General features: G+C 56.6%; 15 protein-coding genes. 9 read left to right on the top strand and 6 right to left on the bottom strand.

Annotated features, from left to right (window positions below):
• Positions 1-210: 210 nt before the first annotated feature.
• Complete coding sequence (gene ompC / locus BH712_RS18345) at positions 211-1374, top strand: porin OmpC (protein ID WP_006811170.1); 1164 nt, start codon at positions 211-213, stop codon at positions 1372-1374.
• A 55-nt stretch (positions 1375-1429) separates the two neighbouring features.
• On the opposite strand, the gene BH712_RS18340 is transcribed toward ompC, so the two are convergent.
• Entirely contained in the window at positions 1430-2293 is an 864-nt protein-coding gene (locus tag BH712_RS18340) for an N-acetylmuramic acid 6-phosphate etherase (RefSeq protein ID WP_032673933.1), read from the bottom strand.
• Between the two features lie 153 nt (positions 2294-2446).
• On the opposite strand from BH712_RS18340, the gene BH712_RS18335 reads away from it, so the two are divergent.
• Together BH712_RS18335 and dcuR are read left to right on the top strand one after the other, a co-directional pair.
• Entirely contained in the window at positions 2447-4063 is a 1617-nt protein-coding gene (locus BH712_RS18335) for a sensor histidine kinase (RefSeq protein ID WP_006811172.1), read from the top strand.
• Entirely contained in the window at positions 4060-4779 is a 720-nt protein-coding gene (gene dcuR, locus BH712_RS18330) for a two-component system response regulator DcuR (RefSeq protein ID WP_006811173.1), read from the top strand. Before BH712_RS18335 ends, dcuR begins: the two co-directional genes overlap by 4 nt.
• Here the strand turns inward: dcuR and BH712_RS18325 are convergent.
• Positions 4760-5722 (bottom strand): FAD:protein FMN transferase, encoded by a 963-nt coding sequence (locus BH712_RS18325; protein ID WP_006811174.1) that lies wholly within the window; start codon positions 5720-5722, stop codon positions 4760-4762. The genes dcuR and BH712_RS18325 overlap by 20 nt on opposite strands.
• 57 nt (positions 5723-5779) lie before the next feature.
• Entirely contained in the window at positions 5780-8560 is a 2781-nt protein-coding gene (locus BH712_RS18320) for a flavocytochrome c (protein WP_006811175.1), read from the bottom strand.
• A gap of 608 nt (positions 8561-9168) precedes the next feature.
• On the opposite strand from BH712_RS18320, the gene BH712_RS18315 reads away from it, so the two are divergent.
• Together BH712_RS18315 and fumA are read left to right on the top strand one after the other, a co-directional pair.
• Entirely contained in the window at positions 9169-10677 is a 1509-nt protein-coding gene (locus tag BH712_RS18315) for an anion permease (RefSeq protein WP_006811177.1), read from the top strand.
• Positions 10678-10730: 53 nt separating this feature from the next.
• Positions 10731-12380: a class I fumarate hydratase FumA gene (gene fumA / locus BH712_RS18310; protein ID WP_006811178.1), complete on the top strand. Its 1650-nt coding sequence runs from the start codon at positions 10731-10733 to the stop codon at positions 12378-12380.
• On the opposite strand, the gene BH712_RS18305 is transcribed toward fumA, so the two are convergent.
• The gene (locus BH712_RS18305; RefSeq protein WP_032673936.1) at positions 12369-13274 is read right to left on the bottom strand and encodes a LysR family transcriptional regulator; all 906 of its coding nucleotides are present in this window, start codon (positions 13272-13274) and stop codon (positions 12369-12371) included. The genes fumA and BH712_RS18305 overlap by 12 nt on opposite strands.
• A gap of 95 nt (positions 13275-13369) precedes the next feature.
• Here BH712_RS18305 and BH712_RS18300 point away from each other — a divergent pair, with 95 nt between their 5' ends.
• The 3 genes from BH712_RS18300 to BH712_RS18290 all read left to right on the top strand — a co-directional run bounded on the left by BH712_RS18300 (position 13370) and on the right by BH712_RS18290 (position 17022).
• Positions 13370-14665 (top strand): serine hydrolase domain-containing protein, encoded by a 1296-nt coding sequence (locus tag BH712_RS18300; protein ID WP_006811180.1) that lies wholly within the window; start codon positions 13370-13372, stop codon positions 14663-14665.
• A gap of 260 nt (positions 14666-14925) precedes the next feature.
• Positions 14926-16227 carry an MFS transporter gene (gene tcuC / locus BH712_RS18295; protein WP_006811181.1) on the top strand — a complete coding sequence of 434 codons (1302 nt, stop codon included), beginning with the start codon at positions 14926-14928 and terminating at the stop codon, positions 16225-16227.
• Between the two features lie 6 nt (positions 16228-16233).
• Entirely contained in the window at positions 16234-17022 is a 789-nt protein-coding gene (locus BH712_RS18290; protein ID WP_006811182.1) for a substrate-binding domain-containing protein, read from the top strand.
• On the opposite strand, the gene psrA is transcribed toward BH712_RS18290, so the two are convergent.
• A complete protein-coding gene (gene psrA, locus BH712_RS18285; protein ID WP_006811183.1) occupies positions 16994-17896 on the bottom strand; it encodes an L-proline-binding transcription factor PsrA in 903 nt (300 codons plus the stop codon). The two genes, BH712_RS18290 and psrA, sit on opposite strands and share 29 nt — an antisense overlap.
• 266 nt (positions 17897-18162) lie before the next feature.
• Between psrA and mtfA the strand changes: the two genes are divergently transcribed.
• Entirely contained in the window at positions 18163-18960 is a 798-nt protein-coding gene (mtfA, locus tag BH712_RS18280; RefSeq protein ID WP_006811184.1) for a DgsA anti-repressor MtfA, read from the top strand.
• On the opposite strand, the gene BH712_RS18275 is transcribed toward mtfA, so the two are convergent.
• A complete protein-coding gene (locus tag BH712_RS18275) occupies positions 18957-20165 on the bottom strand; it encodes an MFS transporter (RefSeq protein ID WP_006811185.1) in 1209 nt (402 codons plus the stop codon). The genes mtfA and BH712_RS18275 overlap by 4 nt on opposite strands.
• Positions 20166-20302: the final 137 nt, after the last annotated feature.

The raw sequence follows: 20302 nt of genomic DNA, 5'->3' as shown, positions 1-20302 counted from the left end.
AATACTTAATAATAATTACCCGCTATATTTTTCAATGAATTAATTCATGTGAAAAATAAAGAGACAAAAAGAAATATTTTGTAATATTTCTACCACTTTACTTACATTTATTTTTGAACCTAAATAATAATCCATAGAATAGTATCGACCATGTAGTTACGGAGGGTGACTACATATATTCAGACAATTTATATTTAAAGGGAATATATAATGAAAAGAAAAGTTCTGGCAATGCTTGTACCCGCGTTATTAATGGCTGGCGCAGCAAATGCGGCGGAAATGTATAACAAGAATGGCAACAAAGTTGACCTGTACGGTAAGGTTGATGCGCGTCATACCTTCTCCGACAACCCAGGCGACGACGGCGATGAAACCTATGTGCAGGTGGGTTTCAAAGGCGAAACGCAGATCACGAACGAACTGACAGGTTATGGTCAGTGGGAATATAAAACCTACGCTAACGACACCGAAGGCGCAGGGGATAGATCTTTCAACCGTCTGGCATACGCTGGCCTGAAATTTGGCGACTACGGCTCATTTGATTACGGCCGTAATTACGGCGTCGTGTATGACGTAGAAGCCTGGACCGATATGCTGCCGGTATTTGGTGGAGATTCTTACACCTGGACCGATAACTTCATGAACGGTCGTGCTAACGGTCTGGCAACTTACCGTAATAACGATTTCTTCGGTCTGGTCGACGGCCTGAACTTTGCACTGCAATACCAGGGTGCGAATGAAGATCAGTTTGCTCAAGAAGACCAGGAAGGCACGAAAAATGGTCATAAAGACGTACGCTTCCAGAACGGCGACGGCTTCGGCATGTCTACCTCCTATGACTTCTCTGGCGATCTGTCTGGTCTGAGCCTGGGTGCTGCGTACTCTTCTTCTGACCGTACTAACGCACAAGAAGGTGCAGGTCGAAACAATGCACACTATGCTGGCGGTAAAACAGCCGAAGCATGGACCATTGGCGCGAAATATGATGCCAATAACGTCTATCTGGCGATGATGTACGCTGAAACCCGCAACATGACCCCATACGGCGATTATGGTATTGCGGATCAGACTCAGAACTTCGAAGCAGTGGCACAGTATCAGTTCGACTTCGGTCTGCGTCCATCCCTGGCATGGGTTTACTCTAAAGGTAAGGACATGACTTATCCAGGCTACGCTGGCAACCCGCAGGGTCAGAAAGACGACATGGATCTGGTTAACTACATCGACGTGGGCATGACCTACAGCTTCAACAAGAACTTCTCCACCTATGTTGACTACAAAATCAACATGCTGGACAACGATGAACGCTTCTATGAAGCAAACGGTATTTCTACCGATGACATCGTTGGCGTAGGCATGACCTACCAGTTCTAATCCCCGTAAATATTAAAGCCCGCGATACGGGCTTTTTTTATTTCACGCGGCAATATTACGGCGCTTCCTGCAAGGCCAGACGAACAAACCCGTTATTCTGCGCCAGCAGTTCATGTGCTTTCCAGGCATCCAGACCCGTCAGCACCATCAGTACCGCCGTTTTGCACTGGTGGTTACAGCTTTCCAGCGCGGCCTTCGCCTGCGCCCTGGTACATCCCCCCGCTTCCATGACGATGGCAATTTGTCGTTCGGCCCATCTGGTGTTGCTTGCCTCCAGATCAACGCGCAGGTTGCTGTACACCCGTCCGGTCCGCACCGCCAGGCCGGTGGTGACCATATGCATAATCATGCTTTGCGCAATGCCTGCTTTGGTGTTGTCATACCCGGCTACCACATCAGCGCCCAGCTCGGGGGCAATAACCATGCTCGCCAGCTGCGCCGCTTCACTTTGCGCATCCGTCGTAACGATCGCGACCGTTGCCCCCAGAGACCACGCATGACGCATCGCGCCCCATACCCAGGGTGTTTTACCGCTAACGGACAGCGCCAGCATCATGTCATGCTCGCCAAATTTTATCGTCTGAAGGTCGGCAACGCCGCGCGCGTAGCTTCCGGCGTGATCGCCTGCTGTCACTGCAATGACGGGATGTTTTCCCGGCGCAAACCCTGCTGCCGCCTGCTCCGCCACGCGCCCGGACTCGCCCGCGCCGGTCAGCACCAGACGTCCGCCGTGGCTAAGCGTCGCTGCCGCGTTATCCACCACGCGGGCCAGCATACTTAAGTGAGGGGTCAGAGCAGAAGAGATTTGCGCGTCATCCTGGTAAATGACATTAAGCATATCCAGCGTCGATAATCTGTCGATGTTCATCGAGCTGGCGTGCCGTCTTTCCCTGGCCGTACCGGTAAGCGTAATGCTCATAAACTGCCTCCTTATTATGAGTACCCACACACTATAAAGTGTTTTATATAGGTCACCTGAGAGGAGGCTCACGAAACGCCTCTCTTTACATGGCTTTATGAAACGCCCGTCATCAGCGATAATTAGCCCTTTCTTTTTCATCGCGGAGTCTTGATGAGCGATTTGCAGCCTTTCCCCCCGACGCGCAAGCGCCCTATGAAGCTGAATACGCTGGTTACGCTGATGGTGTGCGCCATTATCGGCTCTGTGCTGCTGGTGGTCTTCGCCCTGTACTCTGTGCAGATCACCCGCGCCACGCGCGATGACGTGAAAGATACCGCGCTGGGTATCGCCCGCACGCTGGCCGACAGCCCGGATATCAAGCGCGGCCTGATGGCGTCGCCGCAGGCTGGCATCATCCAGCCGATTGCCCAGGCGGTGACGAAGCGCAACGACCTGCTGTTTACCGTGGTCACCGACCTGCGTGGGATCCGCTATTCCCATCCAAACGAAGCGCTGTTAGGTTTGCATTTTATTGGTGACGATCTGACGCCCGCCCTGGAAGGAAAAGAGAATGTCTCCGTTAACCGGGGCGCGCTCGCGGAAGCATTGCGCGTCTTTACGCCCGTGTATGACGAACGGCACGACCAGATCGGCGTAGTGGTCGTGGGTATTTCGCTGAATAAAGTAGAAGATCAGATTGCCCGCGGACGGCTCAACGCCGTGTGGACCATCTTATTCAGCGTTCTGATGAGTTCACTGGCGATATGGGGCCTGGTCCGGGTTCTGAAACGTATCCTGTTCGGGCTGGAGCCTTACGAGATCTCCGCCCTCTTTGAGCAGCGCCAGGCCATGTTGCAGTCTCTGCGCGAGGGTGTCATGGCTGTGGATATTCACGGGCGCGTGACGATGATTAACCACACCGCCAGAGAAATATTACTCCTGACCTCTGGCGAGCATTCCGAAAGCAGTAGTGAACCGCTGCTGGCCAGCCTGCGCGAAGTGTCGAGGACCGGTATTGCCCGTCAGGATCAGGAGATCGGCTGTAACGGACGGCTGCTGCTGTGCAATATGGTGCCGGTAAAAAGCCAGAATCAGGTGATTGGCGCCATCAGCACGTTCCGCGATAAAACCGAAATCAGCCAGTTAATGCAGCGTATCGATGGCATGGTCAACTACGTTGATGCCCTGCGCTCCCATACGCACGAGTTTATGAACAAGCTGCACGTGATCCTCGGCCTGCTGCACATGAAGCGCTACGACAAGCTGGAGGAGTACATCATCCAGACCGCGCAGAATTATCAGACGGATATCGGTGCGATACAGCGCAAGGTTAAATCCCCGGTCATTGCAGGTTTCCTGCTGGGTAAAATTAACCGCGCCAAAGAGGCCGGAGTGACCCTGACGCTGGCGGAGGAGAGTCAGCTTCCTGACACCACCAATGAAGAGCAGGTTGCGGTGCTGATCACCGTGCTGGGCAATCTAATCGAAAATGCTCTGGATGCGATGGACGGTCAGCCGGATGGCGAGATCGGCCTGCTGCTGCATTATCAGAACGGCTGGCTCAGCGGTGAAGTCAGCGATGACGGTCCCGGCATTGATCCCGAGCGGCTGGAGTCTATTTTTACAAAGGGCTACTCAACAAAAGGTGAAAACCGCGGCGTTGGGCTGTTCCTTGCACGTCAGCAGATCCAGAACCTGGGCGGCGATATTACCGTCGAGTCGGAGCCTGGCGTATTTACCCAATTTTTTGTTCAGATCCCCTGGGATAGCGAGAGGAATATCGCGTGATAAATGTGTTAATTGTCGATGATGACGCCATGGTAGCCGACCTCAACCGTCTGTATGTTAACCGCGTTGAGGGTTTTAGCTGCTGCGGCGTCGCTTCCACGCTCAACCAGGCCGAGGCGTTGATCGCAAACCCAGGCCAGCCGATCGATCTGGTGCTGCTGGATGTTTATATGCAGCAGGATAACGGGCTGGATCTGCTGCCCATCATCCGCGCATCGGGCCGCCCGATCGACGTCATCATGATCTCGTCGGCCTCCGACGCTGCGACGATCCAGACGTCGATGCACTATGGCGTGGTGGACTACCTGATCAAACCGTTCCAGTTCCCGCGTTTTGAAGAGGCGCTTAACGGCTGGAAGGCAAAGCGCAGTCTGATGGGTTCGCATCAGTATTATGAACAGGCCGACGTCGACAGGCTGATCCACGGCGGCGCGCCGGAGCTGGCCGACAGCAAAAAATTACCGAAAGGCTTAACGCCGCAGACGCTGCGCACCATTTGCCAGTGGATCGACAGCCACCCGGAGATGGAATTTTCCACCGACGATCTGGCTAACGCGGTCAACATTTCCCGCGTGTCCTGCCGCAAATACCTGATCTGGCTGGCGCAAATTAATATCCTGTTCACCAGCATTCACTACGGTGCGACCGGCCGCCCGGTGTATCGTTACCGCTTACAGCCGGAACAGGTCGGACTGCTCAAACAGTACTGCCAGTAATGCGGTAGCTGTCGTCCAGAAGGGTAAAACGGAAGTGGTGCATCGAGGAGATCACCACTTCTTTTGTTTTGGTGACAAAAATGGCTTCAATATCGGGGTGCGAGCGCAGCGCGGCACAGCCCTTTTCCACGCCCATGCCGTAGATCAGCGTGGTCCAGATATCGCCGTCGAGGGAGTCTTTCGAAATAATCGTCACGCTGTCCAGTTCGTTATCCAGCGGGTAGCCGGTGCGCGGGTCAAGGATGTGGTGATAGCGTTTGCCGTTCTGCTCGAAATAGCGCTCATAGGTGCCTGACGTCACAATCGACCGGTTTTCGACCGTCATGGCGCCAATCAGCTCGTCACCGGCGAACGGTTTTTTCAGGCCGACGCGCCAGCCACCCTCCGGCGATCCTAACGTCTGGACGTTGCCGCCAAGGTTGATCAGCCCACGTTCGACGCCCTCTTTATGCAGGTAATCCCGCACCCTGTCGGCAATATAGCCTTTGGCAATGGCCCCCAGATCGATCTCCATTCCCTGGCGCGTGAGGAACACGCTGCTGTTGGCTTCATCCAGCACCACGTCCGCGGGATCCGTGATGCCCAGCAAGGCGGCAATCTCGTCCGTGGGCGGCACGGCATCACCCTTAAAGCCAATTTTCCAGCGCTTCACCAGCGGGCCAATGGCCAGGTTGAACGCACTGTCCTTAACCAGGCTGGCGGCTTTGGCACAGCGGATCAGATCAAACACCGGGCGACTGACGGCAACCGGATGCTGACCGGCAGCATGGTTAACGTCCATCACCTGCGAATGGGCGCGATTGACGGTAAGCAGATCTTCATACTGTTTCATCAGGCGGAACACGCGGGAAGCGAGGGCTTCGTCATGGGAGAAGAGTTTCAGGAGGATGGGTGAGCCCATCAGAACGGCGGAGTAACTGTAAACGCGAGTGTCGTCAGGCATAGCAGAGTCCTCAGATGTAGCCCCGGCAGGCACCGCGCCGCCGGGGAAACAGGAGCCTTACCGTGTTTTCGAACGCATAGCCGCCTGATGTCCTGCAAGCGTACCAAAAATAATGATATCTGCCACCGCGTTACCGCCGATACGGTTGCCGCCGTGGATCCCGCCGACCACTTCACCCGCCGCAAATGCTCCCGGCAGCACGTTGTGGTTGCTGTCCAGCACGCAGGTGTCGGTGTTGATGGTCACGCCGCCCATGGTGTGGTGCACACCTGGCGCAATCTGAATGGCGTAGAACGGCCCTTCGTTGATTGGCGCACGCAGCGCGGTGGTGCGGCCAAAATCATCGTCGTGCTGTTTTTCCACAAAGCCGTTGTAGCGCTCAAGCGTTGCCAGGAACTGATGGTGATCCATCCCCAGCGCTTCCGCCAGCGCTTTCGGCGAGCTGGCGCTGGTGACAAAACCTTTCGCGATGTACTCATCCGCGGCTTTGTTTTTGGCGCGAACATGCTCGTCAAAGACGATGTACGCGTATTTCTCCGGCAGCGCGATGATCTGCGCCGAGACTTTATCGCGGGTCGACATTTCGTTGTAGAAGCGGCTGCCCTGCTGATTGACCAGAATCGCCCCGCCGCCGCGGATAGATTCGGAAATCAGGTACGAGGTTTTCTGCTCCACGGTGGGGTGGATCTGAATTTCACCCATATCGACAGTGCCAGCCCCGATGCGCTCCAGCAGCGCAATACCGCCGCCGGTCGCCCCTTTGTGGTTGGTGGTGACGAACCCTTCCAGGTCCGGACGGTATTTCACCACCATCTGGCTGTTGGCGCTGAAGCCGCCGGTCGCGACAATTACGCTTTTGGTTGCCACATTGACGGTTTCGTTCTCTTCGGTGGTCAGACGCACGCCTGTCACCTCGCCGTTTTCGAAAAGGATGTCGCTGACGGACGTATCCAGCATCACCTCGATGTTGCGTTTGTTGACGTTACGCACCAGGCCGCTGATCAGATACCCCCCCACCGCGGAACCGTCTTTCGGACGGTGCGTACGGTCAATGCTCATCCCGCCGGTGGTGGTGATGTCGTTCAGCATGATGCCGCGCGTGGCCAGCCACTCAATGGCCTGTGGCGCGTTCTCGACAAAGCGACGCAGCAGTTCCGGGTTGTTCTTGTTACCACCGCCTTTCAGGCTTTCCTGGTAGAACAGATCTTTGCTGTCCTGAATGCCTTTCACGCGCTGGAAGCGGGTCTCTGCGGCGTTCATCCCGGCAGAGGCTTTAATGGTGTTCCCGCCGATGGTTGGCATTTTCTCGACGATCAGTACGCTCGCGCCTTCGTCGTGGGCCTGAATGGCCGCCGCCAGACCGGCACCGCCGCTGCCGACCACGACAACATCTACGCTTCGGGTTTCGTTCGGGTCCGCGCCCTCTTCTGCCGCCAGCGCTTTGCTGGATTTCAGCATCGCTTTCGAGACCGCCTTTTTCACCGCCTCGCTCTGGCTGGTGGCGCCAGTGATCGCGTCCACGTGCGGGGTGTTAGCGTCCAGAATGCGGGTACGGATCTCTTCGAAACTGGTGACAAAGGCCACGTCTTCGCTCGGGCCAGAGGCCAGTTCGATATCGGCAATGCGGTCGGTTTCGAGGCTGACGTTAATCACCAGTTCGTTCACGTCGTCCTGCACTTTTTCCGTGAAGGTGCCCGGTTTGAATTTCGATTCGCCCATGCTCATGTCGCGGATCATCGCTTCCACCAGCGAGAAGCGCCACAGCGGTTCAGGGATGCTCAGTTCTTCGCGTTTGGTGCTGTCCATAAACAGCTCCAGACTTTCACCTGCCGCAATGCGGTCGGTCCAGTCCGGGTAGGCGATAGTGGCGCGACCGACGGCAATCAGGTCGTAACCATGATCCAGCGCGTCGTTCACATCTGAAGCATTCACCACGCCGCCGACGCCCATCACCGGCACCTGCGCCAGCGTCTCAGAGCGCATCGCGCGGTATTTTTCGATAAGCGGCGTTGGATCCTGGGTGTCGACAATAGAAGGACGCAGAGTGGCACCCACGGAGAAGTGGAGATAGTCCACGCCGCGCGCGGCCAGTTTCTCCAGCAGGTACATGGTGTCCTCAAAGCGGATGCCCGGAACTTCCAGCTCTTCCGGAGAGAAACGGTAGCCGATGATGAACGCATCATCCGCGTACTGGCGCACCATCTTGTGGGTGATGTCCAGCACCGCCAGCGGGAACTTCGCACGGTTGTCGCGGCTGCCGCCCCATTCGTCGTCGCGCTGGTTGGAATTTGGGGAGTAGAACTGCTGGATCAGATAGGTGTTGGCCCCGTGGATTTCCACGCCGTCGAAGCCAGCCTGAATTGCGCGGCGTACGGCTTCGCCAAACTTGCCGATCATACCTTCCACTTCTTCTGCGGTCAGGGCAACCGGCGTCGCGGCACCGTCACGCGGTGCGGCAACGGCGCTTGGGCCAACCGGCGTGCGCCCACCAATCAGTTTTGGGTCGACCATGCGGCCGCCGTGGTAGATTTGCAGCAGGGCTTTGGAACCTTTTGACTTGATGGCGTCAGCGATTTTTGCCAACCCGGCGATTTTCTCGTCGTTATCAATACCAATTGCGCCCGGGAACGCCAGGCCGAGGTCGTCCACAAAACAGCACTCAACGATAATGGTGCCGATGCTGCCCGCGCGGGCGCGGTAGTACTCCACCAGCTCGCTGGTCACGGTGCCATCGTAATAACCGGTACAGGTTGTCATCGGGGCCATTAACAAACGGTTTTTGAGTTCAGTACCATTCGGTAATGTGAAGGGGCTTAAAATACGTTCGTTAGTGCTCATAATAGAAACTCCAAACTTTAAAAATTAAGAATTCGTTATCGGGATGATTTTTTATTTCGTGTTCTTTGCCGATGTCATGATAGTAATATAAAGCTTTTTTTAGTTTCTAAAGCCATTACGTTAGTTAATAAACTATTTAATCCCTTCGATAACATTAATAACACATTGGTGTTAGCGGGATTGTTTCACCCGTTCACAATAATTTAAAAAACGTAAAATTAATAAAGGTCAAACCAATGCACCATAAACAATAAAACCCCTTATAAAACAAATCATAAAAATAACACCAGATTTTAAATGTTATAGTTTTGATACGTAAAATGTGCAAAACCAGCGAATAACCACACTACTCCGAGTGGTTATTATAAAAAGTATAAAAAAAGGCATTCAGTTCCGTTTATTTGATCGCGATCAATAGTTGTGGCATCCAAAAGAGCAATATAAAAACATCATCTTTTTTTATTTAGCGCAAACAAAAATGCGTTAAATCGCTATTACTGAAAACACAAAACCGCACCTTAAATAACTAAAAAAAGCAAAGTGAATAAAGAAATCGAAAGTGTGTTTTCGCTGTACGACGAATTTTTGACAACTTAAGACGTGAAACTATGAATACAAAAACTGCTGTAACGCCTCCTGCGGCGAATCTGGCATCAAATGGAACAGCAAAACGACTGCTGATGATGGCTCTGCCCGTCATTGTTGCCGTCCTGCTGTTGTTTGTCCCCGTTCCGGAAGGGCTGCCGCCTTATGCGTGGCACTACTTCGCCATCTTTGTCGGCGTCATCGTCGGGTTGATCTTCGAACCGCTGCCGGGCGCGGTGATCGGTCTTACCGGCGTCGTGGCGATTGCCCTGTGCAGCCAGTGGGTGCTGTTCAGCCCCGATCAGCTGGCCGACCCAAAATTCAAGCTGGCGGGCGCCTCCTTTAAATGGGCGGTAAGCGGGTTTGGTAACTCCACCGTCTGGCTGATTTTCGGTGCCTTTATGTTCGCCGCGGGCTACGACAAAACCCGCTTCGGCCGCCGTCTGGCGCTGATTCTGGTGAAATATCTTGGCCGTCGCAGCCTGACGCTCGGCTACGCCATTACCTTCGCGGATCTGCTGCTGGCCCCGTTTACCCCGTCCAACACCGCGCGCAGCGGCGGGACCATCTACCCGATTATTGCCAACCTGCCGCCGCTGTACGGTTCAAAACCCAATGACCCAAGCGCGCGCAAAATCGGTTCGTATCTGATGTGGGTGGCGATCACCGCGGCCTGTATCACCAGCTCGATGTTCCTTTCCGCCCTGGCACCTAACCTGCTGGCGCTGGCGCTGGTGAAAAGCACCGTCGGGATTGATATCTCCTGGGGGACCTGGTTCCTCGCCTTCCTGCCGCTGGGTATCCTGCTGATCCTGACCATGCCGCTGCTGGCCTACTGGTTCTACCCGCCGGAAGTGAAAGTAAATAACGAAGTACCGCTGTGGGCGACCCGTGAACTGGAAAAACTGGGCAAACTGTCGCGCAATGAGATCCTGCTGCTGGTGTTCGTGTGCTGTGCGCTGCTGATGTGGATCTTCGCCGCGGCGTGGATTGAGCCAGCGATGGCGGCCCTGCTCATTGTCGGCCTGATGCTGTGGACCGGCGTGCTGGAGTGGAACGATATCACCGGTAACAAAGCCGCGTGGAACACCTTCGTCTGGTTCGCTACCCTGGTGGCGCTGGCGGATGGCCTCTCTTCTACCGGCTTCATTAGCTGGCTGGGTAAAGAAGGCGGCCTGCTGATGAGCGGCATCTCTCCGGGCGTGGCGACTATTATCCTGCTGCTGGCGTTCTACCTGCTGCACTACCTGTTTGCCAGCACCACCGCGCATACCACGGCGCTGCTGCCTGCGATGCTGACCATCGCCTCCACCATTCCGGGCATGAATATGGACGTGTTCGTCCTGCTGATGGTGACCTCGCTGGGCGTAATGGGGATCATCACCCCGTACGGTACAGGTCCAAGCCCGATTTACTACGGTAGCGGCTACCTGCCAACCAAAGACTACTGGCGCCTCGGCACCATCTTCGGTGCCATCTTCCTGGCGGCCCTGCTGCTGATTGGCTATCCGTGGATGTCCATGATGTTCTGATTCCTGACCGCCGGACTTCTCCTCCGGCGGTTTTATTTTTGTGGAGCAATACTATGTCGAATAAACCGTTTTTTTATCAGAACCCCTTCCCGCTTTCCCATGACGACACCGAATACTATCTGCTGACCAAAGAGCATGTCTCCGTTGCCGAGTTCGACGGTCAGGAAGTGCTGAAAGTGGAGCCGGAAGCCCTGACCCTGCTAGCGCAGCAGGCCTTCCACGATGCGGCGTTTATGCTGCGCACCTCTCACCAGAAGCAGGTTGCGGCCATTCTGAGCGACCCGGAAGCCAGCGAGAACGATAAGTACGTTGCCCTGCAATTCCTGCGCAACTCCGAGATTGCGGCGAAAGGCGTGCTGCCTACGTGTCAGGATACCGGCACGGCAATCATTATGGGTAAGAAAGGCCAGCGCGTCTGGACCGGCGGCGGCGATGAAGCGGCGCTGAGTCAGGGCGTGTATAACACCTATATTGAAGACAACCTGCGCTACTCGCAGAATGCGGCGCTGGATATGTATAAAGAGGTGAACACCGGCACCAACCTGCCCGCGCAAATCGACCTCTACAGCGTGGACGGGGACGAATACAAATTCCTGTGCATGGCAAAAGGCGGCGGCTCTGCCAACAAAACCTATCTGTATCAGGAAACCAAAGCGCTGATCACCCCGGCGAAGCTGAAAAATTATCTGGTTGAGAAGATGCGTACCCTGGGCACCGCGGCCTGCCCGCCTTACCATATCGCCTTCGTTATCGGCGGCACCTCCGCAGAAGCGACGCTGAAAACCGTCAAGCTCGCTTCCACCCGCTACTATGACGCGCTGCCAACCGAAGGCAACGCGCACGGTCAGGCGTTCCGCGACGTTCAGCTGGAACAGGAACTGCTTCAGGAAGCGCAAAACCTCGGCCTTGGCGCGCAGTTTGGCGGGAAATACTTCGCCCACGACATCCGCGTCATCCGCCTGCCGCGCCACGGTGCCTCCTGCCCAATCGGGATGGGGGTCTCCTGCTCCGCTGACCGCAACATCAAAGCGAAGATCAACCGCGACGGGATCTGGATTGAGAAGCTGGAGCACAACCCGGGCCAGTACATTCCTGAATCTCTCCGCCAGCAGGGGGAAGGCGACGTGGTAAGCATCGATCTGAACAAGCCGATGCACGACATTCTGGCGCAGCTTTCCGCGCACCCGGTCTCTACCCGCCTGTCGCTGAACGGCACCATTATCGTGGCGCGCGACATCGCCCATGCGAAACTGAAAGAGCTGCTCGACAACGGCGAAGCCCTGCCGCAGTACGTGAAAGATCACCCGATTTACTATGCAGGCCCGGCCAAAACGCCGGAAGGTTACGCCTCTGGCTCCTTAGGCCCAACCACCGCCGGACGCATGGACTCCTACGTGGACCTGCTGCAATCCCACGGTGCAAGCATGATCATGCTGGCCAAAGGCAACCGCAGCCAGCAGGTCACCGACGCCTGCCATAAACACGGCGGTTTCTACCTCGGCAGCATCGGCGGCCCGGCGGCGGTGCTGGCGCAAAACAGCATCAAGAGCCTGGAGTGCGTGGCGTATCCCGAACTGGGTATGGAAGCGATCTGGAAAATTGAGGTAGAAAACTTCCCGGCGTTTATCCTGGTGGATGACAAAGGCAACGACTTCTTCCAGCAGATCCAGAACAAACAGTGCCAGGGATGCTCACAGCGCTGAGCTTTTCCATAACGCCGGAAGCAGCGACAGCGTCTCATTGATCACCCCGCGCTTGTCGCTGCCTGGCTTCCAGATGGTGACCATCGTCTGACTTATCCCCTGGCTGCCCACTTCGGTGGGCAGCCTTTTAACGTTTTGCCACTGCGTCGCGTGAAGATGGGTCGGCAAAAAGCCCCAGCCGCACCCCAGCTCCAGCAGGCCGCGCAGCATCTCCAGTTCGTTAGTGAAAAGCGTGTGCCCTGAAATTTGCAGGCGACGGGCAACCGGCTCGTCTGAGGCGGCATGCATAATGATCTGCGGAACCAGAGAGAGATCGAGCAGCGACACCGGCGACGATGCCTTCGCAAACAACGTCGTGGCGGCGTAAAAATCCATTTCGATCGCCCCCAGCGCCCGCCACTCCATCTCATTGCCCACGCTGCGGTTGCGCGCCTGGCAGATCCCCACATCGGCCTGACCGTTTGCCAGCATCGCTTCTGCCTCATCGCGCGACGCGCTGGTCAGGCTCAGGCGAATGTTTTTCGCCGCCAGTGTGGCAATCAGCGCCTGTAAAAAGGCTCTGGGGGTGAATGGATCGTAAACGAGGGCAATCTCCTGCGTGGCGCTGTCCGGCACCGTTCTGGCAAACGCCTCAAACGCTTTGACCTGCCGCATCAGCAGGTGCGCCTGCCGCTGAAGCTGCTCCCCCTCCGGCGTCAGGCGCAGGCTCCGACCCTCCCGCAGGAACAGAGCGTAGCCCAGCCCATCTTCCAGGAAATCGATCAGATCCCGCAGGGTAGTACGATCTTTGCCGAGTTTACTGGCCGCCTTCATCAGGCTGCCGTGTTCAGCGACGGCGGTGAACGCCTCAAGCTGGGCAAAGGAATAGATCAGTGATGCCACGTCATTCTCCACGCAATTTTTGCGGGGGATTTTCCCCCATAACGCGCTTTTTATTATAGAGCGCGGGTTCTTAAACTGAAGTCCTTCCTGAGCCATACGAGATAAAGATGAAAATCAAAACAAACCGCACGCTGCTCGCGGCGCTGGTTGTCAGCAGCCTGCTCTCGCCCGCCGTTTTCGCGGCCTGCAACGGTACCGACCTCACCACCTGCCCGGCGCCTTTTGATGCCAGACTCCCGGACGCGCATACCATGCTCACCTGGAGCCAGGCCGATCGCGTGGTGGGCTTTCGCAATGACTACCGCAACTACGCGGGGGATGTGTTCCGCCACGGCAACGCTACGCCGCTGCTGCCCGCAGAAAAACCGCTCACCGATGCCCGCTATCAGGTGAAGGGTAAGATTTACAATCTTCAGGATTACCTGAAACGCCAGAACGTCAGCGGCATGCTGGTGCTGAAAAATGGCAAAGTCGCCTATAAATACCTGGGAGAAGGCAATACCGACTCAACGCTCTGGACGTCGCGCTCTGTGGGCAAATCCGTGGTCTCCGCGCTGGTGGGGGTTGCAATTAAAGAAGGGAAAATCCACTCCCTGGACGACCTTATTACCCAATACGAACCGGATTTAAAAGGCACCGCCTGGGACGGCGTAACGCTGAAACAGCTCATCACCCACACCTCTGGCGTGGCGTGGAGTGAAGATTACACCAACCCGCAATCTGACTTCGCCCGGCTTACCGAATGCGAAGCGAAACCGGGAACCTACGACTGCGTGCGCACCCTGGTGAAGGGATTACACCGCGAACACCCGGCGGGCGAAAACTGGTCCTATTCCTCGGGTGGCGCCTGGCTGTTAGGCGATGTGCTTGAGCGCGCCACCGGCATGACGCTCGCGGCGTATCTGGAGAAGACCATCTGGCAGCCGTACGGCATGGCGAGCGACGGCGTGTGGCATGCCTACAGCAAAGGCCAGCACGACGTGGGCGCGCATGGGTTTAACGCCACGCTGGAAGACTGGGGGCGTTTCGGGGAGTTTATCCTGCATAACGGTACGCTGCCGGACGGAAAGCCGATCCTCCCCGACGGCTGGGTGAAACAGTCCTCCACCTGGACACAGGCCAAAGGGTCGGTGTCCGCCGCGCATCCGAAGGGCTTGTACGGCTACCAGTGGTGGAACAACGAAGTGCCGGTCACTGCCACACACGTGGAGCCGACAGTCGAAAATTCGCTGAAGGATTCTCTCTGGGCGCTGGGCATTTTTGGTCAGATGATCATGGTTAATCAGAAAGAAAATCTGGTTATCGTCCAGTGGTCCACCTGGCCGCAGGCAGAGCCGTCATTCAGCGCCCAGCCGCTGGAAGCATCTCTGATGTTTAGCGCGATTGCGAACGCGCTGCGCTGATAATCCCGAGCCAGGCCCCCGCCTGGCTTCTGCCTGCGCGATGTCACAAAACAGCGATATCAGCAACTTAGCGAAAACGGGTAAATGAAAGATCACCAAAATGTTAAGCTATTGTTGCCTATGTAAATCCTGGTCAACAGATTGTCATTAATGCACGACACGCATCAGTTCATGCGCTATTTGCGCTTATTAATTTCCGCTTCCTGATCCAGTTTTCAGAAACAGACGAGCATAACGTCACTATAAAACTGGAGATAATCATGGTTTCCTCAACCTCACCTGCAACGGTTCGTGCGAAAGCGGGCGCGATTTTTCGCGTCACATCGGGCAACTTTCTTGAGCAATTCGACTTCTTTCTGTTCGGCTTTTATGCCACCTACATCGCCCACACGTTCTTTCCGGCGAGCAGTGAATTTGCGTCGCTGATGATGACCTTCGCCGTCTTTGGCGCAGGCTTCCTGATGCGTCCCATCGGGGCCATTGTCCTGGGGGCTTACATTGATAAAGTGGGTCGCCGTAAAGGGCTGATCGTCACCCTGTCGATTATGGCCGCCGGAACGTTTCTGATTGTGCTGATCCCTTCTTATCAGAGCATTGGCCTGTGGGCGCCGCTGCTGGTGCTGACCGGACGCCTGTTACAGGGTTTTTCCGCAGGCGCCGAGTTGGGCGGGGTTTCGGTTTATCTGGCGGAGATCGCCACGCCGGGCCGCAAAGGTTTTTACACCAGCTGGCAGTCGGGGAGCCAGCAGGTCGCCATTATGATCGCAGCGGCGATGGGCTTCGCCCTGAATGTGTTGCTGGAGGAGAGTGCCATTCGCGAATGGGGCTGGCGTATCCCGTTCCTGTTTGGCTGTCTGATTGTGCCGTTCATCTTTTTCCTGCGCCGCAAGCTGGAAGAGACCGAGGAATTCTGCGCCCGTCGCCACCATCTGGCGATGCGTCAGGTCTTCTCGACGCTGCTCGCTAACTGGCAGGTTGTTTTTGCGGGCATGCTGATGGTAGCGATGACCACCACCGCGTTTTACCTGATCACCGTTTACGCACCGACCTTCGGTAAAAAAGTCCTGATGCTGAGCGCGTCGGACAGCCTGCTGGTGACGCTGCTGGTGGCAGTATCTAACTTCATCTGGCTGCCGGTGGGCGGCGCGCTGTCGGACCGCTTCGGGCGTAAACCGGTGCTGATCGCCATGACGCTGCTGGCGCTGGCGACCAGCTATCCGGCGCTGACGATGCTGGCCGCAGCCCCGAGCTTCTCCATGATGCTGACCGTGCTGCTGTGGCTCTCTTTCCTCTACGGCCTGTATAACGGCGCGATGATCCCGGCCCTGACGGAGATCATGCCAACAGAGGTGCGCGTGGCGGGCTTCTCGCTGGCTTACAGCCTGGCAACGGCGGTCTTTGGCGGTTTCACGCCGGTCATTTCAACCGCCTTAATTGAGTACACCGGAGACAAAGCCTCCCCGGGCTACTGGATGAGCTTTGCCGCCGTTTGCGCCCTGCTGGCAACGCTGTATCTCTATCGCCGTCGCACGTTAACCCTGCAAACCGCCGTTGAGGAGTGATTCATTATGCTTACATTCAGAACGGTGATTGCCGCCCTGACTTTCGCCACCCTCAGTGCGGGCGCGCTTGCACAGGATGTGACGGTGATGATTTCTGGCGGCTTCAAGGCCGCCCTGGAGAAGCTGGCGCCGCAGTACGAAGCGAAAAGCGGCGACAGGATCGTTTTGATCTCCGGCCCGTCGATGGGCAAAACGCCGCAGGCCATTCCGGCCCGGCTCGCCCGGGGCGAAAAAGCGGACGTGGTGATTATGGTGGGCGATGCGCTGGCGAAACTGGAACAGGATCGCAGGACGGCGCCAGGCTCCCGCGTGGAGCTGGCGGATTCGCCCGTCGGCATGGTCGTCAGGGCGGGCGCGCCGGTGCCGGATATCAGTACGGTGCCCGCCCTGCGGCAAACGCTGCTGAAGGCACATTCCATGGCTTATTCCGACAGCGCCAGCGACCGGTATGTTGAGAGCGAGCTGTTCCGTAAGCTGGGCATCGACGGTCAGGTTCACGATAAAGCGCACCGGGTTGAGCGCATCCCGGTGGCGTCTGAAGTGGCAAAAGGGAAATACGATCTCGGCTTTCAGCAGGTGAGCGAACTTCTGCCGGTACCGGGGGTGACGTTTGTGGGTAAGTTGCCTGACGACATGCAGTACATTACCCGTTTCGCCGGAGCCGTAACGCAGAAGGCCGACCATCCTGAACAGGGGAAAGCGTTGCTGGCCTTTCTCTCCTCGCCACAGGCCGCCAGCGTCATCACGACAACGGGCTTAATGCCCGTCAGTGCAACTCGCGATACTGCTCAGTGATCAGCGTTTCCAGTTCGGCAGCAATATAGGACTGGATCCGCCCGCGACGGCGAATCAGCCCCACGGTTCGCCTGACCTCTGGCTCGGTCAAAGGCACCGACGTCAGCAATGAATGCTCTGCGCGGGGCATCGACATAGCGGGAACGGCCGCAATGCCGATGCCCGCTTCCACCATCCCCAGCATGGTCGTTACGTGCCGCGTTTCGCAGATACTGGGGCGCTCAGGCCGAATATGCCCGACCCGCTGGTCGAGAAGATTGCGGTTGCCAGAGGTCTTATCCAGACCGATATAATCCTGCTGATAAAAAGCCTGCCACGTCAGGCTTTTTCTTTTTGCAAGCGGGCTGTCTCGTCGGCAGGCAGCCACGTAAACGTCCTCCACCAGCGGGACAAACTCGATGTCGGGTTGCAAACTTTGTGCAAAGCAGATACCGAAATCGGCCTGTCCGCGGGTAACGGCCTCGATGACATTTCCGGCGCTGCTGTCGATCAGTTTTATGCGTACGCGGGGGTAACGGGACTGAAAGCGGCGGATCACATCCGGCATAAAGTAACAGGCGGCTGACGGCACCGTCGCCACGGTGATCAGCCCCGTGCGCTCCTCGCTGGCTTTATCGATATCCGAAAGCATGGATTCCACATCGGCAAGCAGTTGCCCGCACCGGTCGGCAAAGGTCTGACCATACAGGGTCAGCGTGACGCGCCGGGTGGTTCTGTCGAACAGTTTTGCCCCCAGTGCCGCCTCCAGCTTTTCAATTCTGCGACTCAACGCCGACTGGGAAAGGCAGATAGACTCTGCCGCAAGACGGAAATTGCCGTACTCCAGCAGTGCGCGGAAGGCGTAGAGATCGTTGAGGTCAAAATTGACGGGCATACTGACGGGATCCTTAAGCACGGTAGAGTAAGAAGAGATTTATCATAGCCGCGCACGACATACTTCACAAAATGAAGGGGATACCCCTAAAGCGCTATCAACCTGACGGCACATAGTGATAGTTTATGCGGGCTGGATTCCTCTTAAACAGGCTGCCAGTCTGCAAACAGCCGAAGAGGAGTGTCATACTGCTAAACAGTGTATGTTGGCATGCTAACAGCCCCTGACCTTTCCATTTTGTTCACGTGCGAGTAACGAGCAAAGCGATGATTAAGTGGCCCTGGAAAACGAACGAAGCTGGTCGAAATATGGCGCTGCCCTGGGATGAGGCTCTGGCGATCCCCGTGCTGGCGAATCTCTTGCCTGAAGAGCAATCCAGGCTGATTCAGCTGGCCGAGCGTTTTTTACAGCAAAAAAGGCTGGTGCCGCTACAGGGCTTCGAACTGGATCCGCTTAAAAATTCGCGCATCGCCCTGCTCTTCTGCTTGCCGGTGCTGGAGTTAGGCATCGAGTGGCTGGATGGCTTCCACGAAGTGCTGATCTACCCGGCGCCGTTTATCGTCGATGATGAGTGGGAGGATGACATCGGTCTGGTGCATAACCAGCGTATGGTGCAGTCAGGACAAAGCTGGCAGCAAGGGCCGATAATCCTCAACTGGCTGGATATTCAGGACTCGTTTGATGCCTCGGGCTTCAACCTGATCGTTCACGAGGTGGCGCATAAGCTGGATACCCGCAACGGCGATCGCGCCAGCGGCGTGCCGCTGATCCCCCTGCGTGAAGTCGCGGGATGGGAGCACGATCTGCACGCGGCGATGGAAAACATTCAGGATGAGATAGACCTGGTGGGTGAAAGCGCGGCCAGCATTGATGCCTACGCCGCGACCGATCCCGCCGAGTGCTTTGCGGTGCTGTCCGAGTATTTCTTTAGCGCACCTGAGCTTTTCGCCCCACGCTTCCCGGCGTTGTGGCAGCGTTTCTGCCAGTTTTATCAGCAGGATCCGCTCCAGCGTCTGCGGCAAAGTGAGGATGCTGCCAGCACATCCTCTCATCCGTTCCACTAATGTTCAGCAGGGGTGCGATCGGTTGATCGTACCCATACGCTCACCGCGAAAAACAGCAGCGCCATTCCCCAGGCGGCAGTAATCAAAAACTGCTCACCGTAAAAGCGCGTCACCACGGGTACCAGCAGTGCGCTGGCTCCGTACCCCAACGTATGGCTGGTGGCGATCACCCCTGCGCCTTTGCCCGTCGTCAGGCGATCGTTGAGCAAAAGCTGATATCCCGGTGTTGCCATAGCGGCCCCCAGTGAGGTGAGGACAATTCCCGCGTAGAACAGGGCTAAACTGGCGAGACACATCACCCCAAGCCCCGTCACCATCAGCACCGCGGCAAGCAAGAGTAACCCCCTCGGGCTAAAATGCTGCGGGCGCACCACCAGAAACTGCGCCGCCAGGGTCGCCAGCGCGGCCAGGCTCAGCAGGAGCGCGACATGATGGCTGATTTGCACCGCATCACCGTTGAATAACGGGTGAAGATGTGGCGATAAGCCAAGCTGCATCAGGCTGACCAGCGCCGCCAGCAGCAGCGCCAGCACCAGGAAAGGCAACATAGAGGCCTGTAGCCGCGTCGACTGATGCGCTACCGGCGGCAGCGGGGGATCGGCGGCTTCACGCAGCACCAGCAGCAGCGCGATAAACGGCGCCACCGCCATCAGCCAGAGCGGTGCGACCGGGCTGACGCTGAGCATCAGCGCCGCCAGAGGCGGCCCCAGCAGACGCCCGCAGCTCAGGCCAGAGCTTATCGTCGCCAGCGCCGCCATCCGTTTATCCAGCCCCGCGCGTTGAATGGCCCACGTCTGGGCCGCAGGCACCAGCCCCGATACCGTCAGGCCATACAGCATGCGCGACAGAACCAGCCCCGCCATGCCCCAGAAGGCATTCAGCGCGCCGTTTGCCATCGCCCAGACCACCAGCGCCATCACGACGAAGCTGGCCAGGTAACCGCCTAACGAAGCCAGCATCACGACCTTACAGCCGTGTCGCTCACTCTGGCGTCCCCACCAGGGCGATGCGGGCAAAAAGAGCATCGAGCCGAACATCAACAGCCCGGCCCAGACGGACAGCGACAGTCCGGTCAGAGAGACCAGCTGCGGCAGCATGACCAGCAAACCGTTTTGCCCAATACCTAATAAACCTGCGCCCAGTGCCAGGGGCCAGTTAGCTTTCGGAGCCACAACGTCAGTGAGATTTTCAGTACGGGCGCGCATAAGATTGTGAAGATAATGTCAATAAATGTGTGGAAATTATGAAGTTTATGAAAACAAATATTGCAAAAATAGTTGCGGCTGTAAACAGAATGAATATCATAACGAGAATTATTATCAGTCATGGAATGAGGTACATC

The organism is Enterobacter hormaechei ATCC 49162 (genome assembly GCF_001875655.1).
In the GTDB taxonomy this organism is placed as follows: domain Bacteria; phylum Pseudomonadota; class Gammaproteobacteria; order Enterobacterales; family Enterobacteriaceae; genus Enterobacter; species Enterobacter hormaechei.
This window is presented reverse-complemented; position numbering and strand designations above follow the sequence as displayed.